The following is a 13,791-nucleotide window of genomic DNA, read 5'->3' as shown; positions in this document are numbered from 1 at the left end:
GGATCGAAACGACGCGCGTATCGTGTCGTCGAACTGGATTTTCGACGCCATCGAGTTGATCGGCAAGCGGCTGATTGCCAATCTCGCGCTCGGCCCGCTGACGGCAGCGCCGGGCGTGCGCCCCAAGCCATTGGTCGCGGCGCATGCGCCCGACGCCGGCGCGCTACTGAGCGGCGAGGAAGCGCGGCTGCTCGATGTGCTCGGCCACGCCGAGATCTATTCGCTGAGGTTGAATGTCGGCCGCCAGCGCCTTTTCGTGCTGTTTTCCGCCGCCGAGCCCGCCAAGATCGACCTTACGGCCTTGATGAAGGCGCAACTGAAATGCTGCTACGCGTTATCCAGCATCCCGCAACTGATTGCCGCGGCATCCATGCAGGATCCGCTGTCGGACCGCGAGCGCGAATGCCTGTTCTGGGTATCGGAGGGCAAGACCACCGACGAGGTGGCCCTCATTCTTGGCGTCTCGTCGAACACCGTCAACAGCTACATCACGCATGCCATCCAGAAATTCGCGGCTTCGAACCGCGCGATGGCGATTGCGACCGCTATCAGGAGCGGCATCATTTGAAGCACGCACAGATCAAAGAGGCCGCTGCCGCCCTTTTCAACGAGCAGCGCAATCCGTTCGGCGCCTTCTCGCTCGGATCGGAGACGCATCACGCGGTGACCATTCCGGACGCCGTGCGCCGCTGCCGCTGGATCGCGGTCGATATCAACGCTTCTGGTTTCGGACTGTTCTTCGTCAGCCCCTCGCTGGAGCGAGCGCGCCTGGTCGCCTGCTTCGATTCGGATTATCCGTCGACCGGCCTCACCACCAAATTCATCTCGGGCGCCAGCGGCGAGGAAATGGTGCGCCACAGCCGCATCTCGACGACGCCGCGCTGGTGGGCCGACAGCGGCATGGCCGTTTCGCAGCAGAGGTTGGAGAGCCTGGCATGGTCCGAACCGACCGCGCCGCTCGCGCCCGGCACCGACGGCATCGCCTTTCCGGTGCATGCGGAGCGCGGCCAGTGCGGGCTGGTCGTCTTCCTGGGGCCGGATATGACCCTTTCGGACGACACGCTATGTGAAATCCACGCGCGCTGCTTTGCCCTGTTTGCGTCGGTCGCCCGCATCCGTCCAAGCGAAACCGGCAGGACGCGCGCCATTTCCAAGCGCGAACTCGAATGCCTGAAGCTGACCGCCAACGGCAACACCAGCGAGGAGATCGCGAAGCTCCTGAAACTGTCGGTGCACACCGCCAACCAGTATCTCACCCAGTCGACGCAGAAGCTCAACGCTGTCAACCGCAACCAGGCGGTCGCGAAGGCGCTGCGCCTTGGCCTGATCGAGTAGCTCGCCCAGGCCAGGCGCCGAGACCTGAAACATCGTCAGGGAAAAGCGAGCGGCTCGGTCCTCCGGATGCGCGCCTCGTCGATCGCGTCCTCGAGCAGGGCGGTGTTGTGCTCCGGCGTCTCGCCCGGCTTCTCGAAAGAGACGTAATTGACGATCACGGACGTGCCCTGCCCGGTCAGCATCAGCTGGAAATAGACGGTTACGCCGCGCGGCCGAAGCTCGAGATCGAGCACGATGCGCGGGCTGCCGCTCCAGTCGACATGCGCTTCGCCGCCATGACCGAGCCTGAGCGTGCCCGGCTGGAAATAGAGCTCCGCAGCCGAGTCCACCAGGTCCGACAGGCAGGCGAAATGCTCCAGCCGGATAAAGGCGATATAATCCGCGACCTCGATCAGGCGCAGCTCGCCCACCACGTCCTGGATGGCATTGGCGACGATCTGCTCGCGTGAATTGGCGTGTGGTTGCCGGTTCATGGATAGAAACAGCGTCCGATCATTGGGTTACTTTTCGCTCGGCCTTCTTCGAGTAGACGATCCGCACCAATTCGGCGACGGCCTGGTAGAATTGCGACGGGATCACGCTATCAACTGAAACTTGCTTGTACATGGAGCGGGCAAGCGCCACGTCCTCGAAGATCGGAATGTTGTTCTCTCTCGCGATCTCGCGGATTTTTAGCGCCACCAGATCCTGGCCCTTGGCGAGCACCAGCGGAGCGGAGTCCTCTTCGCGCACATATTTCAGCGCGATGGAATAGTGCGTCGGATTGGCGATGACGAGCGTCGCGCGCGGCACCGCCGTCATCATGCGCCGCCGCGCCCGGTCACGCGCCAGCGAGCGCAGGCGTGACTTCACGATCGGATCGCCTTCCGACTGCTTCAGCTCGTCTTTCACTTCCTGCTTGGTCATGCGCAGGTCGCGCCGCCAGTGGAAGCGCGACCAGACGATATCGGCGACCGCGACCGCCCCCATGACGAAGACGATCGCCACCAATATGTCGACGAAGATGCCGCGGATGACCATGCCGAACGACACCGGGTTGGTGATCATGCCGGCGAGCAGCCTGCGGTGATCTTCCGACAGCGTGAAGGCGAGCACGGCGATGGCGAAGGCAAGCTTGGCCAGCGACTTGGCGAATTCGACAAAGCCCTGCACGCCGAACAGGCGGCTCCAGCCCTTGGCGATCGAAATGCGCGACAGCTGCGGCCGGATCCGTTCGCCGACGAATTGCGGGATGTTCTGGAACACCGAAGCGCCGACGCCGGCGACCACCAGTAGCACCAGCAGGCTGACGACGGCGCGGCCGATTTCGAACAGCACGGTCTTGTAGAGCTCGATGACGTCGGTCTCGGTGTCCATCGGCCAGGCTTCCGGCTTTTCCAGGAACATGGCGAGGAACATGCCGAGATTGACGATGGCGTCCTTGGCGTAAAAGACGCTGAACACCAGTATGGCGAGGAAGGAAGCGAAGATCGCCGTCTCGCGCGAGTGAGGCAGCTTGCCCTGCTCGATCGTGTCGCGGATCTTCTTTTCTGTGGCTTCCTCGGTTTTGGAATCCTTGTCGACCGCCTCAGCCATGGTGCCCTGACCGCATCGCTATCGTCAGGCGGCTTCGGCGGCGGTCTGCATCGAGGGAAGCTCGAACGCTCCCTGCCGCGAGAGACGAATGGTCGCCACGGCGATCGTCTTTCGCGCCGCCATGATGTCGGCCAGCGCGATACCTTCCGATCCCTGTCCGAGCTCGGATTCGATCATGCGGCGCGAGCGAGCGCCGATCGCCGACAGCACGGATTCGGTAAGCTCCGCCGGCGCGCCGCGCAAAGCTAGTGTGACGAGCTCCGTCGACAGTCCGTCGAACAGAAGCACGCGCGTCTTCTGGGCGAGCAGCGGCAAGTCGTCGAAGGCAAACAGCCGCGACCTGACCCCGGCCAGATCCGGCGTGCCGGCGTCCTCCAGGTCCTGCATGAGTTCGTCGAGCTCGGGCTTGGCCATCTCGTTGAGAACGCTGGCGACGCGCTCCTGGCCGACCGAGGTGTCCCTGGTCGCTTTTTGCGAAAGCACGCTGGCGCGCAACTGGTTCTCGACGATCCTGGCTGCCGCATCCGGAATGTTGGCCATCGTCACCATACGCTTGATGATCTGGCTGCGTATCGGCTTTTCCATCGTCAGCAGCACATTGGCCGCGGTCTGCGGCGCAAGCTTCGACAGCACCATGGCGGACGTTTGCGGGTGTTCGCCGGCGAGGAAGGTGCCCAGGCGCGTCGGCTCGAGCTTTTCCAGATCCGGCCAGATCGGCGGCGGCCCCTCAGGAGCGGGCTCGAACTTCTTCTCGCCCATGATGGCGCTCATTTCCTCCGGCGACAGCGATTCGTTGAGGATCGTGTCCATCCGGTCCGCCGAGTCGAGCAGGCCTGCGCCCTCGGTGAACTCGGCCTCGAATTCCGCAACGATGCGCTCCAGGTCGGTTTGCGGAATGGTGCGCAGCAGCCGCGCGCCCTCGATCAACGCCTTCAGCTCCTCCTGCTTGAAGAATTTGAGCAGCCGGCTGGCCGAGGGCTTGCCCATCGCCACCAGGATGGCGGCGGCCTTTTGCGGGCGCGTCAGCGTCAACGACGTCATTGGGCATGGCTCCGCTGCCGGTGAATGCTCTCGCCGTCCATGCTCAGGCGCTCTTGGTAGCAGCGTTGATTTCGGTAAGCCTGATGCCGAAGCGCGACGGATCGTGTTCCAGCACCGTGATCTCGCCACGCGCGATTCTGCGGCCGTTGACCACCACGTCGACCGGCTCGCCTATGCGGCGGTTGAGCGCTACCGTCGAGCCCTTCTGCAGCGCCATCAGCTCCGACACCGGCATTTCGGTGCTGCCCAGAATGATCTGCACATCGACCGGAATCGTCATGATGATCGAGGAATTGGCGCCGGCCTGCAGGGCAGCGTCGGGGCGGTTCTCCTCCTCCCGCAGCACGCCGCGCAATTCCTCGATGGCGCGGTCGAGCTGCTCGTCCGGCTGGTCGGCTTCGGGTTCGGCTTCCAAGTTGGTCTTTGCCATGCCTCGTCTCCAATAATCCCAAGCCAGGCCTCAGCCCGGCACCAATCCGTCGATGAAATCCTGCCCGCCATCGTGGGGATGCCGGATGCGGACCGTGTAGTTCTGTCCGAGCTTGCCGAACTCGCAGACAAACAGCGTCTTGTCGCGCGCGCTGAGCTTTGCCTGCAGTTGCGCATCTTCCTCGAACTCGATCACCTGTCCGGGCTGGAAGGCGGCGAGATCGCCAAGCGACAGCCGGGCGAGCGGCATGGTGGCCTCGAGCCGCACGGCCGAGCGCATCACTTCTTCCGAGAAGCGGGCTCGCCAGTCGAATTCCGTCGTCTGGTCGCCGCCGTGATCTGCGGTGGCGCCGCGGGTCGCCAAAAGGATTCGCTGCGGGATCATCACCGTCACCGTGCCGGTGTCGGTCGGCGTCGAGATGCCATAGATGATGCGAACCGCCGCCCCGTCGCGCAGCACGCGCCGTTTCGCCTCGTTGCCGGACATCGCCCTCGGGACAGGCTGGCGCAGCTCGAGAGAACGCCGGCCCGATCCGTTCAGCGCCATCGCAACCTCTTGGAAGACGGTGGTGGCGACGTCGGTCTCGATCTGTGACAGGTCGCGCTCGATCGGCGCCACCGGCTGATCCGGGTCGCCGCCGAACAGCGCCTGGACCATGACGGCGATCGCCGGCGCGTCCATGACGAGCGTCATGGCGTCGGCCGACGTCGGCGACGGAACGATGGTCATGGCGAAGGTTTCGCCCGCGCGCATACGCGCATCGGGGACACGTCCCACTTCGACCGCCTGCAGGTCGACGGTGACCGGCGCGCCCAGCTCTGCGGAAAGGGCTTTCTGCAGTAGCGGGAGCGAGCGCTCGGCCATGCCGCGGCCGACGCCGATCACCTGCGCGGCCTCGCCGCTGTCGCCGACGAGACGCTCGATGATGAGAGCCCGGGTTTGCGACGGACTTGCCGGACTGGTCATGACGGCAAGCGGCCCCGGCTGAAGTTCTGCATGCTCAGGCCGCCTTCTTCTCGGCGGTGCCGGTGTTCATCGTGCTCTGCTCGACGGCATCGATAGTAGGACGCTCATAGGACGAAATGGTCTTGCGGCCGAACTCGATCGCGACCTGCGGCAAGGCGCCGTTCATGTAAGCGAGCAGCGTCTGCTTGACGATGATGTACAGGCGGTTCTTCTTCTCGCGCACCGTCTTGATCTTGGTGGCGACCGGACCGACCACGGCATAGGACAGGAAGATGCCGAGGAAGGTTCCGACGAGCGCAGCACCAATCAGCCCGCCGAGAATTTCCGGCGATTGGTCGAGCGCGCCCATCGCCTTCACCACGCCGAGCACGGCCGCGACGATGCCGAGCGCCGGCAGGCCGTCGCCGACCGCGACCATCGCGTGATAGGCCTTCAGCTTGTCGGTGCGGATCGTCTGGATCTCCTCATCCATCAGCGCCTCGATCTCGTGCGAGCGCGCATTGCCGATGATGATGATGCGGCAATAGTCGCAGATAAAATGCGTCAGGTCGTGGTTCTTGAGCACGGTCGGGAACGCCTGGAAGATTGCCGACTCTTCCGGATTGTCGATATGCGCCTCGACCTCGCTGCGCGACTTCGACCGCAACTCGCGCATCAGGCTGTGCAGGACGCCAAGCGTTTCGAGATAGTCGCGCTCCTTCGGCACGGCCTGCTTGAAGGCCTCGAGAATGCCCTTGCCGGTGTCCTTGACCGTCTTCATCGGATTGGCGACGAGGAAAGTGCCGAGCGCTGCGCCGCAGATGACCACCGCTTCCCAAGGCTGGATCAGCACATGCAGATGCCCACCCATGGCCATGAAGCCACCGAGCACGCAGCCAAGCGTCACCACAAGTCCGATCAGAATACCCACGACAGGTCCTTCCGCATGTCACGTCGGGGATCAGGGATAGCCCTCGTGCCTTGTGTGAGGCTTGAATCGCGATGCGGAAACCGATTCAGCCTCGCACAAGGAAGCATCGCTATCGTCACCGGAAAGCTTCGGCCGGAGGCGCAGATGTTGAACACCTATACGAGCTATCAGCTCATCGCCAAGGACATCCCAAAGGCAATCGACCAGGTCGAGTCGCAGCCCGTCGTGAAGCGTGACACCGACTACTATTTGGCCAATATCGGCAACGTCAAAAGCATCGACGATTTCGTCAACAACACTCGGCTGTTCAACTACGCGATGAAGGCGTACGGGCTGGAAGACATGGCCTATGCCAAGGCCTTCATGGTCAAGGCGCTCAAGGAAGGCGTGTCCGACTCCGACAGCTTCGCCAACAAGCTGAGCGACAAACGTTACGCCGACTTCGTCAAAGCGTTCAACTTTGCGGCTTACGGCTCGACCGCCACGCTCTATCCCTCCGCCCAGCAAGGCGCGGTCGACAAATACATGCGCCAGACGCTGGAGGAGAATGCCGGCGAGACCAATCAGGGCGTGCGGCTGGCGCTCTATTTCCAGCGTAAGGCGCCTGACATCAACAGCTGGTATGACGTGCTCGCCGACACGGCCCTTTCTAGCCTGGTGCGCACGGCTCTCGGCCTGCCCGACTCCATCGCGTCGGCCGACATCGACAAGCAGGCGCAGATGTTCGAGCAGAAGCTCGATATCGCCGACTTCAAGGATCCCGACAAGCTGAACACCTTCCTTACCCGCTTCACCAGCCTGTGGGAGATCAACAACCCGACGACCACTGCCGTGACCTCGGTCAGCGTGCTGTTCGCGCAGCCGACCACGGTCGGCATCTCGACCGATCTGATGATGGCCATGCAGAAGCTGAAGTTCTGAGAACACCATGCAGGACAGTCTCTACGTCGCCCTATCTTCGCAGATTGCGCTCGAACGCCGTCTCGACACCATCGCCGACAATGTCGCCAACGCTTCGACCATCGGCTTTCGCGCCACCGGCGTGAAATTCGAGGACGTGGTCTCCGGCACCGGGCCGAAGTCGGTATCCTTCGCATCCTCCGGCAAGACCTATCTTTCCAGCGCGCACGGCTCGCTGACCGAAACCGGCAATCCTTTCGATTTCGCCATCCAAGGCGACGCCTGGTTCGCCATCGAGACGCCGGCCGGCACGGTGATGACCCGCGACGGCCGTTTCTCCATGAACGAGAACGGCGAGCTGATGTCGATCGAAGGCTATCCGGTGCTGGACAGCGGCGGCGCCCCGATCCAGCTCGATCCGCGCAACGGTCCGCCGAAGGCCGGCGCCGATGGCTCGCTGCGCCAAAACGACCAGCTCGTCGGCGCCATCGGCCTCTACGATTTCGATCCCGGCGCCAATTTCGTCCGCTACGGCAATTCGGGCATCGTTCCCGCGCGGACCCCGGAACCGGTCACCGACCGCTCCGATGTCGGCGTAGCTCAAGGGTTTCTCGAGGAATCCAACGTCAATCCGGTGCTGGAGATGACCCGGCTGATCCAGGTGCAGCGCGCCTTCGAGAATACGGCTGCGCTGATCCGGCAGAGTGCTTCGTCCACCGACGATGCGATCAAGACGCTCGGCGACAAGTAACGGGATGGCGAACGGCTCGTCCCTGCTCCGCGCGCCTGAGAAGCTTGCAGACGCCGGTCCCACGGATCGGCTGGCCGCGCTCGAACGCATCTGGCGGCGGTTCGACAACCCGGAAACGCTGCTCAGCCGCGGCGGCCGCGTCGTCGAGATCTCGCCCACTCACTACAAGGTGCGCGGCCTTTCGGACATTGCCAGGCTCGGCGACATCGTCGAGCAGCGCGGCAAGACCGGCACGCGCCGCGGCGAGATCGTCAGGATAGGCCGCGACGAGGTGGTGGTCGCGCCGTTCGAGCGCCACGCCGATGCCGGCATCGGCGACACCGTTTTCCGGCGCGGCCCACTCGCGGTCGCGCCGGATGTTTCCTGGCGCGGGCGCGCCATCGATGCTTTGACTCGCGTCATCGACGGCGGCCCGCCGCTGGTCAGGCCGAATGCCGCCGGCAGCGCCGACACATTGACGCCCGGCGCCATGTCGCGGCAGCGGGTCGGCACCGGCTTCCTGACCGGAGTGCGGGTGATCGACATCTTCACGCCGCTCTGCTTCGGCCAGCGGCTCGGCATTTTCGCCGGCTCCGGCGTCGGCAAGTCGACGCTGCTTGCCATGCTCGCAGGTGCCGAGGCCTTCGACACGGTGGTCGTGGCGCTGATCGGCGAGCGCGGCCGCGAGGTACGCGAATTCCTCGAGGACACCATCGGCGCCGACAGCATGGCCAAGACCGTCGCGGTCGTCGCCACCAGCGACGAGAGCGCCATGATGCGCCGGCGCGCGCCCGACACAGCCATGCGCGTGGCCGAGCATTTCCGCGACCAGGGCCATCGCGTGCTCCTGGTGCTGGATTCGATCACCCGCTTTGCCCATGCGCTGCGCGAGGTGGCGACGGGCACCGGCGAGCCGCCGGTCGCGCGCGGCTACCCGGCATCGGTCTTCACCGATCTGCCGAAGCTGCTCGAGCGCGCCGGACCAGGCGCCGAGGGCAAAGGCTCGATCACCGCCATCATCTCGGTGCTGGTGGACGGCGACGACCACAACGATCCGGTGGCCGATTCGGTGCGCGGCATCCTCGATGGCCACGTCGTGCTCGACCGCGCGATCGCCGAGCAGGGACGCTACCCGCCGGTCAATCCGCTGTCGTCGATCTCACGTCTCGCCGACAAGGCCTGGAGCGCCGAGCAGCGCATGCTGGTGACAAGGCTGAAAGCGATGATCGCGCGCTTCGAGGACACGCGCGACATCCGTCTGCTCGGCGCCTATCAGGGGGGCGCCGACGCCGAGCTCGACATCGCCGTGCGCCAGGTGCCGCTGATCTACGAGGCGCTCACGCAGTCGCCGAGGGACCGCGCATCGGCCGATCCGTTCACCGATCTCGCCCGCCATCTCAAGGGGAAGCAGAATGGCGATCAAGGAGACTGACCTGCAACAGACCGAGCGCATGCTGCGTGAGATGATTGCCGAGGCCAAGGCCGCCGAGGAGGCCGACGCCAGCCGCGACTCGCTCATCAACGGCCTGTTCCCGAAAAAGGTGGAGCGGCCGCAGCCGCCGCCGGCCCAGTTCCCCCGCCTGGCCAACAGGAAAGCGGACCGGCGCAGCGATTTCGTCGTCGCAGCGCTCGGCATCACGCTCGGCCTGATCTGCGCGCTGTTTCCCTGGTATATCTTTTTCAATCAGGAGCAGTTCGGCGTCCAGACCATCAAGTTCGGCGGCAGCGGCAGCAATTCCGGACGCGAGGGCGGCGGCGTCGCGGCCGAACGCAGCGGACCGCTGACGGCCAAGGACGTTCCCAACGCCGATATCGACCTCCTTGCCACTGGAACGGTGCAGGACGAACCCCCGCCGGCGCCTGGCGACCAGCCGTTCCCTGCGGCCGCGGCGGAATTCAGGATGGTGCATGTCGCCAATGGCCGCGCAATGATCGAGGACGACACCGGCCTGTGGATCGTCCAGCGCGGCTCCGTCCTGCCGGACTCCAGCCGCGTCGCCGCGATCGAGCAGCGCGGTGGCAAGTGGGTGATCGTCACCGATGCCAACAAGGTGATCCAGCTTTCCAGGTAATGGCCTCGTAACGGGCCGCGGGCTCGCTCCGCGCAAGGTCCGCGCAAGACTGGCGGCCTAGTCTTGTGCGTACTCGCCCGGAGAGTCCCATGGAACCCGTCAACCTCTTTGACCTCGCCACCCGGCAGTCGCAATGGCTAGCCGTGCGCCAGTCGGCGATCGCATCCAACATCGCCAATGCCAACACGCCGGGCTACACGGCAAACGACGTCGAACCGTTCGAAAAGGTCCTCGACCGGACTGCGGTGACGCTGGCGGCCACCCAGACCGGCCATTTGGGCCCCGAGGGGACCAATGCCGGCTTCAATCTCAAGCCGGAGGATGTCACGGGCTCGATAATGCCGTCGAAGAACACGGTGGTGCTCGAGGACGAGTTGATGAAGGCCGGCGAAGTTCGCCGCTCCTTCGAGCTCAACACGGCGATCGTCAAAGCCTTCCACTCGATGATGACGATGGTGGTGAAGAGCTGACCATGGACGCCCTGACCGCAGCCCTTAAAGTCGCGGCATCCGGCCTTGGCGCCCAGTCGGAGCGTCTGCGTGTGGTGTCGGAGAACCTCGCCAATGCGCAATCGACGGGCAACACGCCTGGCGCCGATCCCTATCGCCGCAAGACGATCAGCTTCCAGTCCGAGCTCGACCGGACGAGCGGTGGTTCGCTGGTCGAGGTGAGCTCGATCGCGCGCGACCCGTCGGACTTCCCGATCGAGTTCCAGCCCGGCAACGAGGCCGCCGACGCAAAAGGGTACGTGAAGATGCCCAACGTCAACGTGCTGGTCGAAATGGCCGACATGAGCGAGGCCAACCGCTCCTATGAGGCCAACCTGCAGGTCATCAAGCAGGCTCGCGATCTGATTTCCATGACCATCGACCTGATGAGGAACCAGTAATGATCGGCGGTATCGGGGCACTACAGTTCAAACCGGCAATCGACGGCACGGAGGCCGCCTCGCCGGGCCTGCTTCAGGGCGGTGTCGGCACCAAAGCAGGCGAAGGCGTCGGCAGCAGCTTTGCGGAGGCTCTCAGCCAGGCTGCGAACAAGACCGTCAACACGCTGCAGAACGCCGAGCAGATGTCGATCCAGGCGCTCAAAGGCGACGCCGACACCCGCCAAGTGGCCGATGCGGTGCTGAGCGCCCAGCAGGCCCTGCAGACGACGATCGCCATCCGCGACAAGGTCGTCTCGGCCTATCTCGAAATCAGCCGCATGAGTATCTAGGACCGCGTCATGAAAGCCCTTGCCATCGCCGCGACCGGCATGAACGCCCAGCAAACCAATCTGGAAGTCATCGCCAACAACATCGCCAACATCAACACCACCGGCTACAAGCGGGCGCGCGCCGAATTCTCCGACCTGCTCTACCAGGTCGATCGCACCCAAGGGGTGCCCAACCGCTCCAACACCTCGCTTGTGCCCGAGGGCGTTTCGATCGGCCTCGGCGTCAAGACGACGGCCGTGCGCAATGTCCATACACAGGGCGAGCTGACCAGCACGGGCAACAGCTTCGACCTGGCGCTGACCGGCCGCGGCTGGTTCCAGATCGAGGGCGCCGACGGCAGCACGCTCTACTCCCGCGCCGGTGCCTTCAACACCAATGCCACCGGGCAGCTGGTCACCGCCGACGGCGCCACCGTCATTCCGGCGATCACCGTGCCGACCGACGCGGTCGAGGTCATCGTCAACAAGACCGGCCAGGTCTTTGCCCGTATCGACGGCCAGACCGACCTTCAGCTTCTCGGCCAGCTTCAGATCGCCAACTTCGCCAATGAGGCGGGCCTGGCGCCGCTCGGCGACAATCTGTTCCAGGAGACGGCGGCCTCTGGCCCGGCCAATGTCGGCGTTCCAGGCGATCCGGGCTTCGCCACCATCGAGCAGGGCTATCTGGAGTCCTCCAACGTCGATCCGGTCAAGGAAATCACCGAGCTGATCTCGGCGCAGCGCGCCTATGAAATGAACTCGAAGGTCATCCAGGCCGCTGACGACATGGCCTCGGTGGTCTCAAAGAACATCAGGTAACCGACGATGGCCATGCCGGCTTCCTGCCCTGCTTTTCGTCGCGCCGTGCTGGCCCTTGCGCTGGTGGTCGTCGGCGTGCCGGCGCTTGCGCAAGAGACGGGCCCATCTCCCTTGCGATCCGGGGAGTCGGCCAACCAGCTCGCCGCCAATCAAGCGGTCGGCGAAGCCGTGCTGATCCCCAACCGGGTCATCTATCCCGGCGAGACGATCGAGCTTGCGGCGCTGAAGCAGGTGACGCTTGTCCCGGGCAAGCACAAGCCGGACGGAATGGCGACGCGCTCCGAGGAACTTCAGGGCAAGGTCGCCAAGCGCACCCTCGTGCCCGGCCGCTACATTCCGGCGGCCGCGATCCGCGATGCCTGGCTGGTCGAGCAGGGTGCCTCGGTGCAGGTCTATTTCACCGCCGGAGCACTGACCATCTCGGCCGCCGGCGTCACGCTGCAGCCGGGCGCCGCCGGCGACCTCATCAAAATTCGCAATGTCGACAGCGGCAAGATCATTTCCGGCACAGTAATGGCCGACGGCACGATTCGGGTCGGCGCATCGTGAGGCGCATCTTTGCCCTTCTGCTGAGCGCCGCGATCGGTCTTCAGCCCGCATTGGCCGATGGGCTCACGTCCAAGGCCAAGCGCGAACTTGCGCAGAAAAATGGCGGCGTTTACGACGATCCGGAATACGATCCGGCCACCACCACCCGCATGTTCCGCGTCTCGACGGGACCGAGCACGCTGCCGCCCGGCCAGGTCGCCGCGCGCATCAAGGACATTGCCCAGCTGCAGAGCGCGCGCGACAACCAGCTCGTCGGCTACGGCCTGGTCATCGGCCTGGCGGGAACCGGCGACAGCCTGCGCAACTCGCCGTTCACCGAACAGTCGATCCGCGCCATGCTGGAGAACCTCGGCATCGCCACCGAAGGTGGCAGCGCGCGCGCCAAGAACGTCGCCGCCGTCATCGTCACCGCCAACATGCCGCCCTTCGTCCAGTCGGGCGCGCGCATCGACATCGACGTCTCCTCGATGGGAGATGCCACCTCGCTTGCTGGCGGCACGCTGGTGATGACGCCGCTCAAGGCCGCGGACGGCGAGATCTACGCCGTCGGCCAGGGCTCGGTGATCGTGGGCGGTTTCACCGCCCAGGGCCAGGCCGAGCAGCTGACGCAAGGCGTGCCCACCGCCGGCCGCGTGCCGAACGGCGCCATCGTCGAGCGCTCGGTGCCCGCCGAGTTCGACGACCAGGGCGTGCTGACGCTGCAATTGCGCAATCCCGATTTCTCGACCGCCATCCGCATCGCAGACGCCATCAACGACTACACCTCGCAGCGCTTCGGCATGCGCGTTGCGGCCGAGCGCGATGCCCGCACCGTGCAGATCAGACGGCCGAAGAACGTATCGGCCGCGCGCTTTTATGCCGAGATCGAAAACCTGGTCGTCGAGTCGGATGCGCCTGCCCGCGTCGTCATCGACGAGCGCACCGGCACCATCGTCATCGGCAACAACGTCAAGATCTCGCGCGTCGCCATCAGCCACGGCACTCTCACCGTGCGCATCACCGAGGCGCCGAAAGTGGTTCAGCCGGAGCCCTTCTCCAAGGGCGAGACGGCGGTCGAGCCCTTCACCGCCATCGAGGCCTCGCGACCCGACGCCCGCGTCGCCGTGCTCGACGGCCCCGACCTTGAAACGCTCGTTTCCGGTCTCAACCGTCTCGGCGTGAAGCCCGACGGCATCATCGCCATCCTGCAAGGCATCAAGTCGGCCGGCGCCCTGCAGGCCGACCTGGTTCTCCAATAGGCATGCCGATGATGGAGCTCTTCTCCTCA

18 protein-coding genes are annotated in these 13,791 nt (G+C 64.8%); 12 read left to right on the top strand and 6 right to left on the bottom strand.

What is annotated here, in order from left to right:
• Nucleotides 1–568: helix-turn-helix transcriptional regulator (locus EOA79_RS09700; protein ID WP_164893838.1), on the top strand; the 568-nt coding region annotated here is incomplete at its 5' end.
• Nucleotides 565–1,335: a helix-turn-helix transcriptional regulator gene (locus tag EOA79_RS09695; protein WP_067326107.1), complete on the top strand. Its 771-nt coding sequence runs from the start codon at nt 565–567 to the stop codon at nt 1,333–1,335. The genes EOA79_RS09700 and EOA79_RS09695, both read left to right, overlap by 4 nt.
• Nucleotides 1,336–1,370: 35 nt before the next feature.
• Here the strand turns inward: EOA79_RS09695 and EOA79_RS09690 are convergent, their stop codons facing one another.
• The 6 genes from EOA79_RS09690 to motA are packed head-to-tail and all read right to left on the bottom strand — an operon-like array spanning nt 1,371 to nt 6,257.
• Nucleotides 1,371–1,808, bottom strand: coding sequence for a hypothetical protein (locus EOA79_RS09690; RefSeq protein WP_067002370.1), 438 nt, complete (start codon nt 1,806–1,808; stop codon nt 1,371–1,373).
• Between the two features lie 19 nt (nt 1,809–1,827).
• Nucleotides 1,828–2,910 carry a flagellar biosynthesis protein FlhB gene (gene flhB, locus EOA79_RS09685; RefSeq protein ID WP_095823381.1) on the bottom strand — a complete coding sequence of 361 codons (1,083 nt, stop codon included), beginning with the start codon at nt 2,908–2,910 and terminating at the stop codon, nt 1,828–1,830.
• A gap of 24 nt (nt 2,911–2,934) precedes the next feature.
• Nucleotides 2,935–3,951, bottom strand: coding sequence for a flagellar motor switch protein FliG (locus tag EOA79_RS09680; protein ID WP_095823382.1), 1,017 nt, complete (start codon nt 3,949–3,951; stop codon nt 2,935–2,937).
• Nucleotides 3,952–3,994: 43 nt separating this feature from the next.
• Entirely contained in the window at nt 3,995–4,381 is a 387-nt protein-coding gene (fliN, locus tag EOA79_RS09675) for a flagellar motor switch protein FliN (RefSeq protein WP_095800432.1), read from the bottom strand.
• Nucleotides 4,382–4,411: 30 nt separating this feature from the next.
• Entirely contained in the window at nt 4,412–5,347 is a 936-nt protein-coding gene (locus EOA79_RS09670) for a FliM/FliN family flagellar motor switch protein (RefSeq protein WP_095823383.1), read from the bottom strand.
• A 34-nt stretch (nt 5,348–5,381) separates the two neighbouring features.
• Nucleotides 5,382–6,257 (bottom strand): flagellar motor stator protein MotA, encoded by an 876-nt coding sequence (gene motA / locus EOA79_RS09665; RefSeq protein WP_067002381.1) that lies wholly within the window; start codon nt 6,255–6,257, stop codon nt 5,382–5,384.
• 144 nt (nt 6,258–6,401) lie between these two features.
• On the opposite strand from motA, the gene EOA79_RS09660 reads away from it, so the two are divergent.
• The 10 genes from EOA79_RS09660 (at nt 6,402) to EOA79_RS09615 (ending at nt 13,762) form a co-directional block, all read left to right on the top strand.
• Complete coding sequence (locus EOA79_RS09660; protein WP_095823384.1) at nt 6,402–7,178, top strand: DUF1217 domain-containing protein; 777 nt, start codon at nt 6,402–6,404, stop codon at nt 7,176–7,178.
• Between the two features lie 7 nt (nt 7,179–7,185).
• Complete coding sequence (flgF, locus tag EOA79_RS09655) at nt 7,186–7,908, top strand: flagellar basal-body rod protein FlgF (protein WP_067002386.1); 723 nt, start codon at nt 7,186–7,188, stop codon at nt 7,906–7,908.
• Nucleotides 7,909–7,912: 4 nt separating this feature from the next.
• Nucleotides 7,913–9,319, top strand: coding sequence for a flagellar protein export ATPase FliI (gene fliI, locus EOA79_RS09650; protein ID WP_067326089.1), 1,407 nt, complete (start codon nt 7,913–7,915; stop codon nt 9,317–9,319).
• On the top strand, nt 9,300–9,959 hold the full coding sequence (locus tag EOA79_RS09645; RefSeq protein ID WP_095823385.1) for a hypothetical protein: 660 nt from the start codon (nt 9,300–9,302) through the stop codon (nt 9,957–9,959). Before fliI ends, EOA79_RS09645 begins: the two co-directional genes overlap by 20 nt.
• Nucleotides 9,960–10,048: 89 nt before the next feature.
• Entirely contained in the window at nt 10,049–10,429 is a 381-nt protein-coding gene (gene flgB, locus EOA79_RS09640; RefSeq protein ID WP_095823386.1) for a flagellar basal body rod protein FlgB, read from the top strand.
• 2 nt (nt 10,430–10,431) lie between these two features.
• Complete coding sequence (flgC, locus tag EOA79_RS09635; RefSeq protein ID WP_067326083.1) at nt 10,432–10,848, top strand: flagellar basal body rod protein FlgC; 417 nt, start codon at nt 10,432–10,434, stop codon at nt 10,846–10,848.
• The gene (locus EOA79_RS09630) at nt 10,848–11,177 is read left to right on the top strand and encodes a flagellar hook-basal body complex protein FliE (RefSeq protein WP_095823387.1); all 330 of its coding nucleotides are present in this window, start codon (nt 10,848–10,850) and stop codon (nt 11,175–11,177) included. Before flgC ends, EOA79_RS09630 begins: the two co-directional genes overlap by 1 nt.
• A 9-nt stretch (nt 11,178–11,186) precedes the next feature.
• Complete coding sequence (flgG, locus tag EOA79_RS09625) at nt 11,187–11,975, top strand: flagellar basal-body rod protein FlgG (protein ID WP_067002397.1); 789 nt, start codon at nt 11,187–11,189, stop codon at nt 11,973–11,975.
• 6 nt (nt 11,976–11,981) lie between these two features.
• A complete protein-coding gene (gene flgA, locus EOA79_RS09620) occupies nt 11,982–12,524 on the top strand; it encodes a flagellar basal body P-ring formation chaperone FlgA (protein WP_095823388.1) in 543 nt (180 codons plus the stop codon).
• Nucleotides 12,521–13,762: a flagellar basal body P-ring protein FlgI gene (locus tag EOA79_RS09615; protein ID WP_127335214.1), complete on the top strand. Its 1,242-nt coding sequence runs from the start codon at nt 12,521–12,523 to the stop codon at nt 13,760–13,762. The genes flgA and EOA79_RS09615 overlap by 4 nt, the downstream gene beginning before the upstream one ends.
• Nucleotides 13,763–13,791: the final 29 nt, after the last annotated feature.

Origin of the sequence: Mesorhizobium sp. M1A.F.Ca.IN.020.03.2.1 (genome assembly GCF_004023205.1) — a bacterium.
GTDB lineage: Bacteria > Pseudomonadota > Alphaproteobacteria > Rhizobiales > Rhizobiaceae > Mesorhizobium.
Note: the sequence above shows the minus strand (reverse complement) of the source record. Positions and strands in the feature narration are given on the sequence as shown.